This is a genomic window from Burkholderia sp. E168m22 (assembly GCF_001319805.1).
Lineage (GTDB): Bacteria > Pseudomonadota > Gammaproteobacteria > Burkholderiales > Burkholderiaceae > Burkholderia > Burkholderia orbicola.
In genome coordinates, this window is record NZ_BBSK01000063.1 from 55770 (window position 1) to 74320 (window position 18551).

The window sequence follows — 18551 nt, forward strand, 5'->3', positions numbered from 1 at the left end:
GCGGAATGAAAGAAGGGCGGCTTGCGTGGCAGACGGAACAATACCGATGCGCCGATATGTCGGTAACGCATGCTGGACAATCTTCGGAAGGAAAATGTCAGTGAATAGAGCGACGAGATTTTCAGGTCTAGCGAACCGTGTTCTGGCAGGGTGTCTGCTCGTGACGGCCATGGCGGCGTGCGGCAAGTCAGAGCCGACATATAGTGGCGTTTCGGTTATCGCCCACAACTATCTGCCGTACAACCTGGACGGGTTTACCATCACCGATGCCCACGGAAACAAGGCAGGCGGAGGGAATAGTTTGCCGGGCGGTGGCGGCGGCGTGACGTGTTGCTACAAGCTCCAGGGAACCGAGTTCACGGTCAAATGGAATTATGTCGACGTCGACCAGTGGCACAAAGGCAACGAGGAAACGCTTCACGGAGAGGCAAAAGCGACGTTGTCTCCGTCACCGGTTCCCGAGAAGATAGGTGATCGAATTCTCGAGGTTCACTTCTATCCGGATCGCCACGTCGAGCTTCAGTTTCCCGGCGCGCTGATAGATGAATCGCGTGTTCCGATGATCGATGTGTCGCGCTGGATGGCGAGCCGGTATCAGGCGCAATTGAGCAAGCGGTACGACGAGCGTGAAGACCAGCAGTTTCGCCGTGTTGCGCGAGTTGTCGCAATGGCATGGCTGAAATACCGCCTCACCGATCTCGACGATCTGAAACAGTACGCTTACTACAATCTGCTCGTGAATAGTCGCTTTGACTCGCATCCGGAGATCCAGCGCATGTTGCAAGCGGATGCGGGCAAGCCGGGGGCCTTCGCGAAGTCTATGCAATCGTTGCCGAAAAACATCCAGGCCGAATTGACGAGTGACAAGTTCGAACCGGTTGCGGTGCCACCCATCCCTGATGGGCTGATTCCGCCGGCACGCGTGGAGGAGAAAAAGCATGGCTGATAAAGTCAAACTTGATCCAGATGATGCAACGCCGACCTCCGTCTACGCACAAATCGCCAAGCAGAACGCAACGATGTACCCGAAGGGTGATTGCATGCCGTGCGGGGCGACGATTCGGATGGGCTTTTTCTTCGATGCATTCGGACGCCATCGCGATATCGACGATCAGTCGAGTTCGCAGTATTCCAATATCGCCCGGCTTTGGGAGGCGCATCGGGACCTTGAGGATCCGAGGCGGCCCGCGAATCAGTTCTGGTTCCGCTTCTATTATTCCGGATTGGGCACGCCGCTCAACGAGTCAGCTAAAGCCAATGAATGGATCAATGCAGGCGTAGCCGCATGCAAGATGGCCGGCAAGAAGGCATTGAGCGGAGCGGAGTCGGCTGCCAAGTTGTTCACTCGTGTCAACACACCGATCGAACAGGCGAACGTAAAAAAGCGCGTCGACGGCGTCAAGAAGCAACTCCTTGATGGATTTCTGGATGGCGATTTTTCGCTTCGACCGATTGATAAGGCATTCCAGGATCTCAGGAAGGATATCGAGCACATTCCCGCTCAGGCGCGGCGTGTGATGAATGTGTTGAATGCATCGCAGGAGCGCTACTGGGAACGAACCAAGGCGATGGGAACGCTGCTGTGGCGCAACGCGAAAAACGACTTCAAGAACAATGTCAAAGGCGCTCCGATGAAGGCAGGCTGGGCGGTTGCGCGCAGTCTTTTTGTCGGTATAGCGATGGAAAATGTGCCGATCGTGCGCGACAATTCCGTCATGGCCAAGGCGTTTGGAACGGGTGTCGATACCCGGTTGATCGCAGCGAAGGACCAGTTCAAAGCCGCGTACGAGGCCGTGAAGAACCAGATGCCGAACGTTCGGGCCATCGAGGTATCGGTGTTCGGTGCGGACCGAGGGTGCGTGCTTGCACGCGCGTTCATCAACGATCTGGCTGAGAAGTACAAGCGTAGGGACGATACGGATCTCGCTATTGAAGGCGTGTCGATCCAGATCAAGTTCGTCGGATTGCTCGATGCCGTTTCGTCCGTCATGTCGGAGGAAGCCGGGGAACTGATCGGTATGGTGCCTTATCTGGGTATGCTGAAGACCAGCTTCAAGGATCGTCCTCTCGCGATACCGGCCAGCGTGCAGCGCTGCGTTCATTTCGCCGCAGCGCATGAGATGCGCTTCTATCAGCGTCTCGACAGTCTTGAGAAGACCCGTGGCGAGCAGTATCTCTACCCGGGTACGAGCTGCGATGTCGTCGGTGGCGCGCCGAGCGGGTCCCTGGGGGGCAACGCGGAGCTGATGCGAGTTCCGCTGCAAGACATGTTGCTGGAGGCGATCAAGGCGGGCGCCGCCATGGACACCATGGAAGATTTGTACCTGTACAACGCGCCGGTGTTCAAGCGCTTCAAACTCTCGGATCCGATCAAGTACGGTGGTAAGGAATTTCGAATCAAAGCGCTGGTCAATGCCTACCGCACGCTCGTCCCGCGCAAGTCCGGTGCCGATTTCATGGAACATTCGAAAGTCTTCATGCGCTGGATTGCAGCCCGCTACATGGATCCCGAATTCCGTCGCACGATTTCCGATCCCGTCGCCGACTGGAAGCGCAACATGGCCGACGCCGACCTGCAGCGCAAGACCGCGAAGTCGCAACTCGACTGGGAGCTTCAGCGAGAAGGCATCAATATGAGCATGCTGGCCAGCCGCAGCCAGGACGAGCAGGCGAAGCTTCGGGGCATGAAGGCGGCGAGCGACGCAGCGCAAAAGCGTTATGAGAAATTGATCGCGGAGGCACCGAAGGACTATTCGACGGTCTGGGAGCGTCTTGAGAAGGAAGCGGAAAAGAAGCTGCGCAGCGCGTCGTATCAGGAGGGCCTGAAGCAGTCCGTCGAGCGCATCCGCAACATGCCGGATTCGTGGGATTCCGATAACAAGGTCAGCGCGGATGCGGTCGAGGTAGCCATGCTTCCTGAAGCCGAGATGGAACTCGTGTCGGCCTGGAAAGAAGGGATCGAGGGCAAGCACCCGTTGCCGCCGGACGTGATGGCGCTGTTCGACATGCTCGTTCACGACACGTTGCTGACGAGCTGGCAGGACCATGTGCTCGCTCCGTCGCTGTACTTCCGCACGCGAGACAAGGACGAGTTCGGTTCGACCGATCTCGCCAAGGAAGCGAAGCAACGCCAGAAGGACGATCGCGTTGCTGCACGTATCGACCAGGCCGCCAAGCAGAGCCAGGAATGGGCGAAAAGCTATAAGGGTGGCGCGACGCCTCCCGTTCACTGACAACCAGCAGCCGCGCATGAAAAACGGGCGGTGACACGCGTGCCACCGCCCGTCGTGTGCCGCGCCGCTTCGCCGTTGAGCGAGCGACCGGCCGATTTCCCGCTACACCCGTTACTGCCCCACCCGGAACTCGATCCGCCGATTCCTAGCCCGCCCATCCGCCGTATCGTTCGGCGCAATAGGCTGATCCGGGCCCACCCCCGTCGTCGTCATCTGCTGCGGCGGAATGCTCTTCGTGATCAGATACCCCTTCACCGCATCCGCGCGCGCCTGGCTCAGCGCGATGTTCGACGTCCGGTTCCCCGAGTTGTCGGTGTGGCCGATGATGTCGACCGTGCGGTTCTGCATCTTCGCCAGCGCGGCCGCCATCTGGTCGAGGATCAGCTTGCCCTGCGGCGTCAGCGTCGCGCTGCCGGTCTCGAACTCGATCGTCCGGTTCGCGAGCGTCTGGTCGAGCACGCCCTGTTCGGACGCCGACACGCGCAGCCCGTTCTTGATCGTGTACGTCGGGTTCAGCGTGTTCGCCATGTCGCTCGCGAGTTGCTGGCGCTGCGCCTCGTTGTGCACCTCGCCCTTCATCTCGATCTGCGTGCCGTTGATCTTCAACTGGCCCTTGCTGATCTGCTTGAGCTGCGCGCCGAGCAGCTTCTGCACGTTCGCGCTCCAGTTCGGCGGCGTCGCGACGTCGCCCACCTCGACCTGGTCGACGACGTTCGTCGCGCCGTAGGTGTCGCGCAGCTTCTGCAGCACGGCGGCCTTGGTCGCCTCGTCGGGCACCTTGCCGCCGACCACCACCTGGCCGGGCGTCGCGTTCGCGGGCGGCGGCGCGATCGTGCCGGCGGTGCCGTGCACCACCGTGCCGGACGCGCCGCCGGCGTTCGGGTTCGCCTGCGGCAGCGCGGTCGTCGCGACCGTGCCGTTGCCGACCGGCGTGACGGTCGCGCCCGTGTTCTGCGCGAAGGCCGCGCCGCTCGCGACGAGGCCGGCCGCGAACAGCGCGGCGAGGGTGGGCGAGACGGCGGCCGACAGGCGCGCGCGCCGGACCTGAATCGTGCGATGCATGCCGTCAGCCTCCGATGAACGCTTCGCGGAACGCGTCGATGGCGACGCGCAGCGAGAGTTGCGGTTGTTCGAGGTAGCTGACGAGCTTGCTGATCTGCTGATCGTTTTGCGCATGGGCGTCGATCCACTCGGGATCGTCGATGTCGATGTTGTGGGCGGCGTAGGTCTGCGGGTCGACGACGCTCAGCAGCGTCTTCGCCGACGCGCCGTTGAAGCCGATGACGAGCCGTTCGCGTTCGGCGATCGTGCCGATGAAGATCGCAAGCTCGAAGTCGGCCTGCGCGACGAACGGCGCGATCAGTTCGAGCCAGAACGCGGCGACGAGGCTGCGGTAGAACGGGTCGACCGGCAGCGGCAGCGTGAGGCCGCGCTCGATGTGCGACGAGCCGCTCTGCATCACCGGGCGCAGCAGCGAGCCGAGCGCGAGCATCGCGCCGCGCAGCCGCACCGGATGACCGCTTTCGAGCAGCATCTCCTGCAGGCCGTACAGCGTCTGGTGTTCGACGAAATCGTTGAAGGTGCCGTCATGCGACGTGCCGGGGCCGCCGATGTCGATCGGCACCTGCGTGTCGCCGAGCGCCTGCAGCGCGCCGGGCGGCTCGTCCTTGCCGAGCAGCGGCGGGATCTGCGCGGCGACGCGCGACCACAGCCGCGCGAACGCGAGCGGGCTGCGCGCGAGGAACGCGAGCGGTCGGTCGACCTCGAGCGCGGTCGCGCCGAGGAACGGGAAGCGGCGCATCGACACGTCGTGGCTCGCGACCATGTGGCCCGCGATCGCGAGCTTGCTGCGCGAGCCGAGGAACGCGAAATGCATCGGCTTCGCATCCTCGTAGACGATCTTCCAGCGCGGATCCTCCGCGAGCAGCTCCAGCGCCTGCGCGATCCAGCGATCGAGCGTCTGCAGCAGTTGCGGATTGTGCGCGCTCTTCACGAAGTCGCCGCGCGACGGAATCTTGCCGAAGTAGGCGATTTGCGCCTGTACGGTTTGCGTCATTGCGCCCTCTGTGCATTCGTTGCGTTGGCGGCCGCGACGGCCGGCGCGGCGCCCGGCGTGCCGGTGCCGGCTTGCGTCGCGTTCTGCGCGGCGCCCGCGCTCGCGTCGGCGACCGACGACGGCAGCTGCAGGCCGCGCAGGCTCTGCTGCTGCGGCTGGTCGCCGCCACCGGCCGACGGTTGCGACGTGCTGATGATGCGCATCGTCACCGACACGTTCACGCTGCCCTGTGCCCACGTCAGGTCGAAGGTGCCGTCCGGACGGCGCTTGCGCTGCGCCGAGTTGATCAGCTTCTCGAGACCGTAGCGGCCCGGCTCGTTGACGAGCTGCACCGTGCGGCCGTCGAAGGTCGTCGCGGACAGCGTCGCGCCCGGCGCGCCCTGCGGGTTTGGCCACACGAAGTTGGTCCACTGCGGCGGCGTGTTGCGGTAGCGCAGCTGCTGGCCGTCGATCGCGATCGTGTATTCCGTCGTGCCCGTGCTCGGTTGCGGCAGGATCTGGAACACGGTCTGCGGTTCGGCCGACGCGGCCGCGCTGCCGGCGGCGCCGCCCGCGAGCGGCGCGACCCAGCGTGCGAAGCCGTTCGTGAAGTCCGGCGTGAGCCCGATGCCCATGTCGCCCCACGTGCGGGCGGCGAGCGTGTCGCCGCGGCGCACCGCGAGCGGCCCGAGCGTCGTGCCGACGAACTTCGCGATCGAGCCGTCCGGACCGAACACCTGCGCGATCTCGCCGGCGCCGGCCTCGACCTTCGCGTTCGCCGCGAACGGGTACTTGGTCGCGAGCGAGCTCTGGAACGGCTGGTAGACCTGCGCGTTCCACACCTTGTTGACTTCGGCGCTGGCCGGCTGGATCACGACCGCGAACGCCTGCATCAGCGGCCGCACCAGCAGCGGGCGCAGCGACTTGCGTTGCGAATCGGTCAGGCCCGTCAGCATCTGCTCGTCGACGAGCTTCAGCGAATCGGCGAGTTCCGACCCGTTGCCGTCGAGCGTCTGCTGCATCAGCTGGCGCGCGCCCGGTCCCGGATCGCCCTGATTCTTGATCACGTTGAAGCGCGTGCGGACCTTCGACAGCGACTCCATGTAGCCCTTGAGCATCGACGTGCCGTCATGCGTCGCGACGATCCGCGCGAGCCCGACGAATTCCTGGCCGATCGGACCCATCGGCACCTCGGCCGGATTGCCGTTGATGTCGATGTTGGCTGCCGCCATCTGGCCGGCCTGCGAGCGCGTGAACAGTTGCTTGACCCAGTTCACGACGCCCGTCTGCGCCTTCTTGATCGTCACGTTCGCGAGCGACGGGTTGTCCCACGACGTCTGGTCGTACGCGGTCTCGAGGATCTTGCGGATCGGCGAATCCTGCGGGTCGCCCAAACGGTTCATCCCGTCGACGGCCTGGCCGAAGCTGGTGAAGCCCTGTACCGCGATGCCCTGCATGAACTTCTGCCAGTGCTGCGCGTACTCGGTCTTGTACATGCCGACGAGCGTCTTCTGGATCTGCTCGGGGCTGCCCTCGAGCGTCAGGTCGTCCTGCGTCGACGTGTTGAGCACCCAGTCCTTCGCCTGCAGCTCCTTGGTCGCCGCATCGCGGATCGCCGGCTGCACGTAGTCGAACCACGCTTCGCGCGTGAACGTGCCCGGAATCGCATAGCTGCCTGCCACGAGCCCCTGGTTGCCGTCGCCGACGATGCGCGCGATGGTCATCGGCGCGAAGCGGGTCGATGCGCGGGCCTTGATCTCCTCGTAGACGCGCTGGCGGGCCGGCATGCCGCGCACGACGCGGCGCAGGTTCTCGCGGGTCTGGTCGACGAGCGCGAGGTTCGCGTCGATCATCGGCCAGTCGTCGTCGTTCACGCGCGACAGGTAGAACGAGATCATGCGCTCGGCGCTCCGGATCATCTCGTCGCGCGGCATGTTGCCGCGATTCGTCTCGAGCCAGCCGCGCCAGAAGCGGGCGAGCTGGTCGGTCAGGTGCGCCTGTTCGACGTGACGCTTGTCGGACAGCATCAGGTAGGTCTTCAGCGCGTTGTATGCGTCCTGCACGTTGGTCGGCGACGCGTCGCTGTAGAGGCCGCCCTGCGGCGCGGCCGCCTGTTGCGGGGCGGCGGCCGGCGCGGTGCCGGACGCGGCCAGCATCGCGCCCGCTTGCGGCGCGGCGCCTGCCGCGTTCGTCGAGACCGGCAGCGTGCCGCCCTGCACGGCGCCCGATTCGGGCGGGCGCGTCATCGGCACGAGTTGCTCGGGGTGCGCGTTCACGTCCTTCATGAACGACGCGAGGTTCTGCGACACCGGGGCCAGCAGGATCTGGCGCACGCCGTTGTAGTACTCGGTCAGCAGGTGCTGCTCGAGACGGTCGCCCTGGTACAGGCCGAGCGACACCGACAGCGGCTTGTCGCGGCGGAACTGTTCGAGCTGCTCGATCCGGTCCTCGATGATGTCCATCGCCTGCAGGCGCGACTGCAGGTCGTTGCGGCCCTGCTGCAGGCGCGTGACGTTGTCGAGGTCGGCCTGCACGTTCGCGACGAGCTGCTGGTTGCCGATCGTCGACCAGGTCCAGCCGCCCAACGCCAGCGCGAGCGCCGCGACGAAGCCGAAGAAGGTCGCGTAGCGCAGCCGCGTCTTGGTCGGGCTCGCGAACTGGCGCACCGTCTGGCGGTCCGCGAAGATCACCTTCGAGAACAGGTCGCGCAGGAAGAAGCCGTTCTTCGAGAACGCGCTGTGCGGTTTCGGCAGCGCGCTGCCGTCGAGGCCGAAGCGGTGCGCGATGCGCTGCGCGGCCGCGCTGTTGGTTTCGCCTTCCTGCAGTGCGCTGGTGAAGTAGAAGCCGCGGAAGATCGGCTTGTACTGGAACGGGTTGTTCTCGAACAGCGTCGCGAGGAACGCGCGCAGCGACGGCTTGATCGTCGAGAATTCGAGCGGAAAGCTCAACTGGCCCGGCGACAGCTGGTTGCCGCGCGACAGCGACAGCTGCGCGACGCTGATTTCCTTCAGCCCTTCGTAGAGTTCCTCGAAGTGCGTGTCGAACTGCGCGACGACGTCACGCTTGTCGTCGGGTTCGTAGGGCAGGGTGGCGCCCCACACGCGGTCGTACTCGTGCTTGTCGCTGCTGCTGAAGAATTCGGTGAAGCCGGTGATCAGGTCGGCCTTCGTGAACATCACGTAGACCGGCGCGAACACTTCCAGCTTTTCGGTCAGCTCCTGAACGCGCTGACGGAGGTTCTTCGCGAGGTTGATCGCGAATTCGGGGCGATTGCCGGTGAGTTCGGCGATGCTGGCCGTGACGATGATGCCGTTGATCGGCGCCTTCGGACGGTAGCGCTTGAGCAGCCCGAGGAAGCCGAGCCACTCGCTACGGTCTTCCTCGTGCACCGAATAGCGGCCGGCCGTATCGAGCAGGATCCCTTCGGTCGTGAAGAACCAGTCGCAGTTACGCGTGCCGCCGATGCCGTGGATCACGGCGCTGTTCTTGTCCGCGAATGGGAACTGCAGGCCGGAATTGAGCACGGCGCTGCTCTTGCCCGCGGCTGGGTTGCCGATCACGATGTACCACGGCAGTTCGTACAGCGCGGAGCCGCCCGACACCTGGCCGATCTTCGACGTCTTGATCGTCTTCACCGCATCCGACAGGCGCGTGCGCAGCACGTCGAGGTCGGCCGTCTTCGCGTCCGGCGCGAGCGCGGCGGCGGCCGGTGCGGCGATCTTGCCGGTTTCCGCCTGCTCTTCCAGCACCTGGCCGAGCTGCTGGTTCGCGCGCTTCACGCGCCAGCGGCGCCATAGCGCGACGACGAGCCACAGCGCGAGGACCGCCGCGAACGCGAGCGCCGCCCACAGGAGCGGCAGCTGCAGCATGTCGGCGACGATGAACAGAATGGCCGCTAGCGCGACGATCCCGACGATCGAGAGCGTACGCGGATGAGTCAGCACGTTGAGGATGCGTTGCATAGGACGTTCAGGTTCCGGTGCGATTCGGTGAGGCGACGCAGGCGCGCCGAGCGGCAAGGGTGGCGCCGCGATGTGTCGCCATGCTGTCAAACGGGGTGAAGGAGGCTGGCATCAATGCGCCCGCGGCATCGGAGAAGGCGCGCGCATTAACGAAAGGACGCTGTGAGATTTAAAACGGAAGCGGCGGCCGGAAAAAATCGCGCACCGGAATGCCCGATTGTTTGCGCCGCCCAAATCGTTTCCTGCCGGGTGATTAAAAAGCCCCATGCCGCCCTCATTATTTCTTGTCCGGCAGCCCTGACTAGCTGCCGCGTCCCAGTTTAAAACCGGGTTTATGGTATTCCACGTGCCCGAGATCCATCATTTTCCATCGGCCGCCCCAGGTCAGGCCGACTTGCTCGGCGACCTGGCCGTACAACTGGTAGCCGCGCATCGCCCACGGATCTTTCTCGGAAATGACCAGCTTGCCGTCGCGCAGGAATGCGTTGTCGGCCGCCAACCCGAACTGGTGATAACTCTGGAAGGCCGCGGCATTGGTCACGTTCGTGCCCATCTGCGCGAGCCGGTTCTGTCGTTCCGGGCTCCGGTAGCCTTCCAGCAGCGCCATTTCATAGCCATGTTGTTCGTGCATGATCTTGTAGACCAGCAGCAAACGCGTACGGAAATCCGGGTCCAGCAGGTTCCAGTCGCGGCTTGCATCCTTGAGCGCCGGGCGGATCTGTTCGACTTCCTTCGTGGCAAAGACTTCCGGCGGCAACGGCGGCGGCGGCACGAGTTGTTCGCCCTGCAACAGCGCGGCGATCTTCTCGTCGGGCACGCGCGCCGTGTCGTCGTACTGAAATAATTGCCGACCGCGTAACGCAATGGCCACCAATGGCGGCGTCGCAAGAATACCTGCCGACACCATAATCATCAAGCGCCGCCGAACCAGTAAATTTTGCACGTCGCTTAATGCGCCGCGCGTCACGGTTGCCGATTTAACAATTTGACTGCGCGTGCGTGCGGCGCGCTCGTTCGCACGGCGCGTCAGACGGCCGTGAAACTGGGCCACGGATTCGAAAACGGTCGCGCGGATACCCGGTAAAAGCAACAGTGCCGCAACGGCGACGGCGAGGGTGAAATAGGCGACGAGTGCGACGGCAATCAAAGAAATCCCCGGAAATTGGAATTGATTGTGTTTTGCAATGCTTGCTCTTAGAATCAGGCTGCTTCGAGAGGCCGGGCTATATTATCGCGGTGAATTAAACCAGGATTCAATGAGACGCTGAATGAGTGCGCCGGAAAATTCAAATTCGAAAACTCCGCCCAGCCTGCTGTCCGATACTAAACCGGCAGGCGAGGGAGGACCTCGGCAGTCGCGCATTCTCGCGGATCTGGAAGGGCGTGTCACGCCGCCCGCCGAGCCGCCGCGCCGTTCGCTGAAGGCGCCGATCGCCGCCGTGGTGGCGTTGGTCGTGGCCGTCGGCGGCTGGGGCGCGTGGCGCATGCAGCAGTCATCGGGCGAACCGCACGTCGCGGTGGCGGCCGCGACGGCACCCGCGGCGGCTGCGCCGGACAAGGCCGCGCCGGCCAGCGGCGCCGCCGTGCAGGTCGCGCAGAACGGCGCGTCCGCCGCATCGGCCGCGCAACCGGCCACGATCGTCAACGACGACTCGGCGTCCCAGACCGTTGCATCCGCATCGGCTTCCGCTGCCTCCGCGGCGGACAACAGCCGGCTGTCGCGCGCGCTCGCCAACGGCGCCGACGATGGCTCGGGCACGGCGGCCGCGGCTGGCGTCGCCGCAACCGCGGCCGCCGCAGCGGCGACGACCAAGACGGCGAAGGCCGACGCGTCGAAGAGCACGAAGGTCGCCGCTCACGGCAAGACCGACACGAAAACCGAGGCGAAGGCCGATACGAAGGCCGACACGAAGGCCGAAGCCCGCAAGCATCGCAAGGAACAGCAGGCCGAGCTCGCGCAGGCGAAGAAGCGCCGCGAAGCGACGCCGACCCGAACCGCGAAGGCGGCCGGGAAGGACGATCCGGATGCCGATCTGCTTGCCGCGCTCGTCGCGCGCACGAAGCCGGCCGACAAGAAACTCGCCGCCGAGAAGGCGCAGGCCGTGCCGACCAAGGCGTCGGCAACGACCGGCGGCTCGCTGGCGTCGCGCGTGAAGGCGTGTTCGGAGCGCGGTTTCTTCGAGGATCAGCTGTGCCGCTGGCGCGTGTGCGACGGCCACTGGGGCAAGGACCCCGCGTGCCCGAGCGCCGCGCAGTCGGAGACGCGGCAGTAACGCGTGCCGCGCGCGTCACGAGGGTCTTTCCTGTCAGCGCCGCCCAGTGGGCGGCGCGTTGTTTTTGGGGCAGGAGACGCTGCCGGTATGATGCCGTGTGACACTGTCACGAGCGCGTCACGCCCGTCGGGCATACGTCTCCTTTCTTTTCCCGGCGCGGGCCCGCGACCTGCGATGTGCGGCGCGCCGCGCGCCGCACCACCTTCGACACGATGGACCTGATCGTACAGACTTACGGCGCCGACACGTCCGGCATGGTGTGCGGATTCCGCTTCGATCCGGGCGGCGCCGGCGCGATGCTCGATGCCGACGCGGCCGCCGCATGGCTGCGCACCTGCCGCGAGCACGGCGCGGCCGCATCGGGCGATTTCGTCTGGCTGCATTTCAATCTGGCGCACGGCGCGAGCGAGCGCTGGATGCGCACGCATCTCGGGTTGCCCGACAGCTTCTTCGAATTCCTGCATGAAGGCTCGCGCTCGACGCGCATCGAGCAGGAAGACGGCGCGTTGCGCGCGATCGTCAACGACGTGATGTTCAACCTCGAGCTCACGCCGTCGGAGATCGCGACGCTGTTCGTCCACGTCGAGCGGCGCATCATGGTGACCGCGCGGCTCAAGCCGCTGCGCTCGGTCGACACGCTGCGCGCGTGCGTGCGCGACGGCGAGCAGTTCCGCTCGCCCGCGGAGCTGCTCGTGCACCTGCTGCGCGACCAGGCCGACCTGCTGATCCAGATCATGCGGCGCACGAGCGTCGACGTCGACCGCATCGAGGATCGCTTCCTGTCGCAGCGGCTCACGTCGAGCCGCATCGAGCTCGGCGCGATGCGCCGCACGCTGACGCGCCTGCAGCGCATGCTCGCGCCCGAGCCCGGCTCGATCTTCCGGCTGCTCGCGAAGCCGCCCGCGTGGCTGCATACCGAAGACGTGCAGGAGCTGCGCGAGTCGACCGAAGAGTTCTCGCTGGTGCTCGCCGATCTGGCGGGGCTCAACGAGCGCATCAAGCTGCTGCAGGAAGAGATCGGTTCGCGCCTCGACGAGCAGAACAACCGGACGCTGTTCACGCTGACGCTCGTCACCGTGATCGCGCTGCCGATCAACATCGTCGCCGGCTTCTTCGGGATGAACGTCGGCGGCGTGCCGTTCTCGGAGAACAAGCACGGCTTCTGGCTGATGGTGCTGCTCGTTGCCGGCTTCACCGCGCTGGCCGCGTGGTGGGCGTTCCGGCGCCGCGACGATCGCTAGCGCGCCATCGGGCGACGCATCAACGCATCAACGCAGCAGCGCATCAACGCAGCAGCGCGATCGCGCGTTCGCCGATCACCATCCCGAGCAGGCCGACGAGCGCAACGAGCGGCGGGGCCGGCGAGCGCACGTGCAGCAGCGCGTACAACACACCGACACCGACGCCCACCGCGAGCGAGGTCACGTAATCCATCATGGCGGTCTCCCGTAAGGTCCGGTGTCAGGGCTTGAGGATGACGCGCTCGCGCGCACCGGCCAGCACCGCGCGATACGCGTCGTGCGCATGCTCGAGCGGGTACACGTAGTCGTCGCCGATCGGGAACGGGCGCAGCGTCCCGTTGCCGAAGCCGGGCGCGAGCGTATCGAGGATCTGCGCGACCGCGGCCGGGCCGAGCTGCAGCGAATCGATGCCCACGAACGTGTGCTGGCCGCGATAGAACGCGAAGATGTCGAACGGCACGCTGCGCTCGATCGTCGAGATGAAGATCTGCCGCGCGCCGATCGCCATCGACGCGTTCGCCGCTTCGAAATACGGGCTGCCGACCGTGTTGTAGACGATGTCCGCGCCGTGGCCGCCGGTCAATTCGCGTACCGCGTCGGCCACCGTCCGGCTCGATGCGTCGATCATGGAAACGTCGCCTGACGCATGGCCGCGATAGTCGCCGGGCCCGCGCTCGACGCCGATCACGGTCGCGCCGCGCGCGGTGGCGAGCTGGATCGCGGCCTGGCCGACCTTGCCGTTCGCGCCGAACACGAGCACGACGTCGTCGGCCGTCGGCATGCCGGCCCGGCGCAGGCCCTCGTATGCGGTGACGAACGGCACGCCCACGCCGGCCGCCTCTTCGAGCGTCAGCACGCCCGGCTTGCGGCGCACGTGCGCGGCGTCCAGCACGAGCCATTCCGCATGCGAACCGTCGCGCCCGACGCCGAGATCGCCGCCCGAGCCCCACACCGGCGCGCCGATCCAGTTGTCGGGGCCGCTGCGCACGATGCCGGCCCAGTCGCGCCCCGGCGTGCGCGGCCACACCGCATGCGGCATGCGGCCGAGCGCGGCCTTCACGTCGCTCGGGTTCACGCCGGCCGCGCGCACCTCGATCAGCATCTGGCCGTCGGCCGGTACGGGCGGGGCGATGTCCCGCACGCGCGCGTCGAGCGACTCGATGTCGGCGGCGGGGGTGTCGAAGCGGATGCTGCGCATGATGATCTCCATGAACGATGGCGGCCGCCCGGCCCGGCGGGCCGGCGCGTGCGGCGGATGAAACCGGTGAATGCAGTCTAGTGGGCCCGGTTTGACGCGGAAACGTGCAAAGGCGGATGATTGCTTTGCGTTTTCCGCATAGCCAAAAATCGCAGGCTCACGAATGGACGACTTCCTTTCCCCGCATCTCGCGCTGTTCGTCGACGTGGTCGACCAGCAGAGCTTCTCGGCGGCCGCGCGCCGGCTCGGCGTTGCCGCGTCGTCGGTCACGCGGCGCATCGACCGGCTCGAGACGCAGCTCGGCATCCGTCTCCTGCATCGCACCACGCACGCGCTGCGGCCGACCGAGGCCGGGCAACTGCTGTACGGGCGCGCGACCCGGATGCTGGCTGAGCTGCGCGGCTTGCAGGAAGACCTGCACAGCCAGCACGATGAACCGGGCGGGCTGCTGCGTGTCGACTGTCCGGCGCCCTTCGGACGGCGGCACCTGATGGCCGCGCTGGCCGCGTTCATGCAGCGCTATCCGGCGCTGCAGGTCGACCTCGTGCTGACCGACAGCATGGTCGACCTGCAGGGCGCGCGGCTCGGCTCCGACGTCGATCTCGCGGTGCGCATCGGCCCGCTCGAGGACACGCGTTTCGTCGCGACGGTGCTGGCGCCGCAGCGGCGCGTGCTGTGCGCGAGCGCGGCCTATCTCGCACGGTGCGGGGAGCCCGCATCGCCCGACGCGCTCGGCGGCCACGACTGTCTCGCGTGGCATGGCGCGCCGCCGCCCGGCGCGTGGCGCTTCGGCGAGCGCCGTCACGTGCCGGCGCAACCGCGGTTTCGCAGCAATCATTCGGAAGCGTTGCTCGAGGCGGCCATCGACGGGCTCGGTCTCGCGCACCTGCCGACCTGGCTCGTGGCGGACGCGCTGCGCGACGGACGGTTGCGCGCGCTGCTGCCGCAGTACGCGGCGGCGCCCGAGCCGGCGACGATTCACGTGCTGCGCCAGCACGCGCGCGGCAGTGCGCGCACGTCGCGGCTCGTCGCGTTCCTCGCCACGTGGTTCGCGCAGCCGGCGTGGGACGCCGCGTGGGCGTGACGGCGGGCGCACGCCGCGCCCCATGAAAAAAGGGCCTCGCATGCGAGGCCCGTCAACAGGTCGGAGAAACCGGTACGCCGGCCGGCGCCGCGGGTCGCGCGGTACCGGCCGGACGCGCACCGTTACTGCGTCACTACCTTGCGCGGCTTGAAGAGGCCCTGGTATTGCCGTGCCGGACGTTCCTTCGTCACCGCTTCGATGCCGCCGAAGGTCGGCGTCTGGCGCAGCTTCATCGCGGCCGGCGAAGCGACCGAACCGATCGACGTCGAGCGCGAAGCCGGCGCGAGGTTGTTCGCGACGAGCAGCGCCGCTTCGCTCTTCAGGTTCGCCAGCAGCACCGGATCGGTCGAGCTGTTCACCTGCGTGAGCAGCCCGCTCCAGGCCGTGTCGCTGTAGTTCACGACGTAGTAATCGAGACCGCTCGGATCGGCGACCACGCCCGTGCAGCCTTCGATTCGCGTCTGCGCCTGCGTATCCTTCAGCGCGAGCGTCGTGCGTTTCGCGAGACCCTGACCGTACGCGAGCGTGATCGGCACCGTCCACTGCAGGCCCGGATACGCGTTCTTGTTCGGGAACGGCTGCTGTTTCAGCGTGACGACCGTCTGGTTCTTCGTCAGGTCGCACTGCGTGTCGAGCGAGATCAGCGGCACGCCGGTCTGACGCACGTAGCTATCGCCGATCGGGCCGACCGCCTGGCCGCTTTCCTTCGACAGCGCATCCCACAGACGCTTCGGCGTCCCGTTGCCGAACGAGTAGTCGACCAGGTACTGCTGCAGGCCCTTACGCAGCGTCTGCTCGCCGAGATAGTTCTCGAGCGTCTTCAGCACGTGGCCGCCCTTGTCGTACGTGAACGCGCTGGCGCTCAGCACGAAGTCGTTCGACGCCCAGTCGTTGAAGTTCGGCGCGACCGGGAACGCGTTCGGGCCGATGTCGCGATTGATCACGCGATACTTGTTCTTCACCTGGTCGAGCCAGCTGAACTCGTTGGGGAAGAACTGGATCGTCGTCTTCGTCTCGAAGAACGTCGCGAACGATTCGTTGAGCCACACGTTGTCCCACCAGTCGGTCGTCACGAGATCGCCGAACCACTGGTGCGCCACTTCGTGCGTCAGTACTTCGTTGCCGTAGTGCGACATCGGCTGGCCCGGCTGCGGCAGGATGTCGTCGGCGAACTCGAGGATCGAGCCCCAGTTCTCCATCCCGCCGAAGTTCAGGTCCTTCTGATCCTTGAACGCATCGTTCGCGGCTACCGTGTCGAACTTCGTGAGCGGCAGCGGGATGCCCGTGTAGCGGTAGTAGTAGTCGAGCGCCTGCTTGGTGCGGTCCATCGCCGGCTTCGCCCACTCGCTCATGCCCGGCGGCGTGAACACACGCAGGTGCAGGCCGCCCTTGCCGCCCGGCAGCGGGCTCGTGAAGTCGTCCTCGTAAGTGTCGAACAGGCCGCCGCCGAAGAACAGCAGGTACGACGGCATCGGCGGGGTCTTCTCGAACTGCACGAGCTTGTAGCCGCCGCCGACGTTGGTCGACGGCTTCTCGGCCGCGTTCGACACGACGCGCCAGCTTTGCGGCACTTCGGCCGTCACTTCATAGGTCGGGCGGAACGCCGGCTCGTCCCAGCCGGGGAACCACTGGCGCGACAGGTTGGTTTCGCCCTGCGTCAGGATCGCGCCGCTCGTCTTGCCGTCGGTGCCCTTCAGGTCGACGCGGAACACGCCTTCCGCGGCCGAGCAGCCCGGATACGGATCGTCGCCGCAGCTGCCGCCCGTCTGCGTGGCCGGATCGTCGTACGACTTGAAGTTGATGATGCCCGACCACTCCATGTGCAGCGAATAGTTGCCCGGCGCGATCGTGCCGGCGACGGGGCGCAACTGATAGAAGTCGCCCTTGTCCTGCGGCGTCGCGATCAGCTGAATGTTGCCCGGCTGCAGCGTGATGCGGCCGTTGGTGAACTTGATCCGGTGGCCGGCGATCACGATGTTGTTGACCGGCTTCAGCACCTTGATTTCGACGTCGGCGCGGCCGTCGAACGCGTTCAGCGCGTCGTTCGGGCGGAACCACAGCCGGTAGTTCACGGGCACCACGGTGTCCGGCAATTCGACAGGCGAGACGCTCTTGTCGACGTTCGATGCGCTCGGCGGCGCGGTGACGGCGGGCGACGAGCTGGTATGCGGCGCGCCGGCGGAGCTGAGCGCGGAAGCGGAGCCCGCACCGCCGTCGTCGCCGCCGCACCCGGCGAGCGCGAGTGCGGCGACGAGCGGCAGATAACGCATCTTGCGAATATGAATCGACATGACTGAAACCTCGATTGTTGAAAGAATCGTTCAGTGCTGCGAAAACGCCGGCAAAAGCAATCCCCTCGCCGTTTAATCAACAGCGAAAAAATGCCAATGACGGATTATTCGAAAAGACGGCGGCCGACTACGTAAAGGTAATCATGGTTTACTGCCCCCTCTGGATTTTCCGGATGTCGGTTAACTGGCCGGTTCAAAATGGCCGGGCGCGTGTTGTACTGAATTGATTTCGCGCGCACGACACGGGGCCGCACGCCCGACGCGGGCGCGCAATCCCTTTGAACCGACGACCTACGGGGCTGGCCGGGCCAGTCCGCAGGACGGAAGGACAGCGTGTCGCCATCCCGTAAATTCGCCGTCATGCGGCTTCAAGGTTTGTCGGCTTGCTCCAAGGATGCGTAAATATACTTGATGGTTTTGGGTAAAGGAAATGAAAAATTTAGAAAGAGCATCTATTGAATTCCGGGCGCTTCATTGAATGCTGAAAGTCATTAATGCGCTTTCCGTTTAGCCGGTAATTTCGTAGTTTTAATCTATTAACGATCTTGCGGTGCTGCAAAAACTACGAAACCCGGTGACGGTTGGCATGGTCGGTACAATGCATCGACGACCCGTTCACCGATTGCCGCGAGGAGACTGTCCCATGCCACGAGCCCTGTTCCATATCGCGCCGCTGCGCACCGTGTTGCTGCTGTTCGCGGCCGTGTTCCTGCTCGGCGGCTGTGCAGGGTTCACGCGCGAGCCGGTGCGCGTGTCGGTCGCCGGGCTCGACCCGCTCGTCGGGCAGGGCCTCGAGATGCGCTTCAGCCTGAAGTTGCGCGTGCAGAATCCGAACGATGCGCCGATCGACTACGACGGCATCTCGGTCGCGCTCGACCTGAACGGCACGCCGTTCGCGAGCGGCGTCAGCGATCGGGCGGGCACCGTGCCGCGGTTTGGCGAGGCCGTGCTCGACGTGCCGGTTTCGGTGTCGGCCTTCGCGGCCGCGCGGCAGGCGTGGAACCTGCCCGGCGCGGCCGCGAACGGCGAGCTGCCGTACGCGCTGCGCGGCCGGCTCGCCGGCAGCATGCTGGGCACCGTGCACTTCAACGATGCGGGCACGCTGCGCCTGCCGACCATGCCGGGGTGGGGCGGGTAGGCCGTTCGGTCTGAATTCAACGTCGGTCAAATGTGTCTGAAAATTCACTATTTGACAGTCTTTAATGCTTATTTCCGTGGAATCTCGATTTTGGTC

The 18551-nt window shown here is 65.5% G+C and carries 13 protein-coding genes and 1 pseudogene; 7 read left to right on the plus strand and 7 right to left on the minus strand.

All coding sequences use genetic code 11. The features are described 5' to 3' along the window. The first annotated feature begins 94 nt into the window (after positions 1-94). Both AP428_RS15480 and AP428_RS15485 read left to right on the plus strand, forming a co-directional pair. Positions 95-946: a DUF3304 domain-containing protein gene (locus AP428_RS15480; protein ID WP_054928311.1), complete on the plus strand. Its 852-nt coding sequence runs from the start codon at positions 95-97 to the stop codon at positions 944-946. Beyond that, complete coding sequence (locus tag AP428_RS15485) at positions 939-3233, plus strand: DUF2235 domain-containing protein (RefSeq protein ID WP_054928312.1); 2295 nt, start codon at positions 939-941, stop codon at positions 3231-3233. Before AP428_RS15480 ends, AP428_RS15485 begins: the two co-directional genes overlap by 8 nt. Before the next feature lie 111 nt (positions 3234-3344). Here the strand turns inward: AP428_RS15485 and AP428_RS15490 are convergent, their stop codons facing one another. From AP428_RS15490 to AP428_RS15505, 4 genes are all read right to left on the minus strand, one after another. Continuing rightward, positions 3345-4295, minus strand: a complete 951-nt coding sequence (locus tag AP428_RS15490) for an OmpA family protein (RefSeq protein ID WP_054928313.1) — start codon at positions 4293-4295, stop codon at positions 3345-3347. Between the two features lie 4 nt (positions 4296-4299). After that, positions 4300-5289 (minus strand): type VI secretion system-associated protein TagF, encoded by a 990-nt coding sequence (gene tagF, locus AP428_RS15495; RefSeq protein WP_054928314.1) that lies wholly within the window; start codon positions 5287-5289, stop codon positions 4300-4302. Then, the gene (gene tssM, locus AP428_RS15500) at positions 5286-9230 is read right to left on the minus strand and encodes a type VI secretion system membrane subunit TssM (protein WP_011546567.1); all 3945 of its coding nucleotides are present in this window, start codon (positions 9228-9230) and stop codon (positions 5286-5288) included. The genes tagF and tssM overlap by 4 nt, the downstream gene beginning before the upstream one ends. Positions 9231-9531: 301 nt before the next feature. Next, a complete protein-coding gene (locus AP428_RS15505; RefSeq protein WP_011546566.1) occupies positions 9532-10377 on the minus strand; it encodes a M15 family metallopeptidase in 846 nt (281 codons plus the stop codon). 121 nt (positions 10378-10498) lie between these two features. Here AP428_RS15505 and AP428_RS15510 point away from each other — a divergent pair, with 121 nt between their 5' ends. Together AP428_RS15510 and AP428_RS15515 are read left to right on the plus strand one after the other, a co-directional pair. After that, positions 10499-11503 (plus strand): hypothetical protein, encoded by a 1005-nt coding sequence (locus AP428_RS15510; protein ID WP_054928315.1) that lies wholly within the window; start codon positions 10499-10501, stop codon positions 11501-11503. 212 nt (positions 11504-11715) lie between these two features. Then, complete coding sequence (locus tag AP428_RS15515) at positions 11716-12744, plus strand: transporter (protein WP_011546564.1); 1029 nt, start codon at positions 11716-11718, stop codon at positions 12742-12744. Positions 12745-12790: 46 nt separating this feature from the next. Here AP428_RS15515 and AP428_RS35220 read toward each other — a convergent pair. Beyond that, positions 12791-12937: pseudogene (locus tag AP428_RS35220) on the minus strand (DUF1427 family protein); the annotation flags it as partial. Positions 12938-12964: 27 nt separating this feature from the next. Next, positions 12965-13942, minus strand: a complete 978-nt coding sequence (locus AP428_RS15520; protein WP_011694129.1) for a zinc-binding alcohol dehydrogenase family protein — start codon at positions 13940-13942, stop codon at positions 12965-12967. 163 nt (positions 13943-14105) lie between these two features. On the opposite strand from AP428_RS15520, the gene AP428_RS15525 reads away from it, so the two are divergent. Next, positions 14106-15026: a LysR family transcriptional regulator gene (locus tag AP428_RS15525; protein WP_011546561.1), complete on the plus strand. Its 921-nt coding sequence runs from the start codon at positions 14106-14108 to the stop codon at positions 15024-15026. 122 nt (positions 15027-15148) lie between these two features. On the opposite strand, the gene AP428_RS15530 is transcribed toward AP428_RS15525, so the two are convergent. Beyond that, positions 15149-17317 carry a M1 family metallopeptidase gene (locus AP428_RS15530; protein WP_011694130.1) on the minus strand — a complete coding sequence of 723 codons (2169 nt, stop codon included), beginning with the start codon at positions 17315-17317 and terminating at the stop codon, positions 15149-15151. A 17-nt stretch (positions 17318-17334) separates the two neighbouring features. Here AP428_RS15530 and AP428_RS36735 point away from each other — a divergent pair, with 17 nt between their 5' ends. Continuing rightward, the gene (locus AP428_RS36735; protein WP_154233672.1) at positions 17335-17544 is read left to right on the plus strand and encodes a hypothetical protein; all 210 of its coding nucleotides are present in this window, start codon (positions 17335-17337) and stop codon (positions 17542-17544) included. A gap of 416 nt (positions 17545-17960) precedes the next feature. Then, positions 17961-18455 (plus strand): LEA type 2 family protein, encoded by a 495-nt coding sequence (locus tag AP428_RS15535; protein WP_011546558.1) that lies wholly within the window; start codon positions 17961-17963, stop codon positions 18453-18455. Positions 18456-18551: the final 96 nt, after the last annotated feature.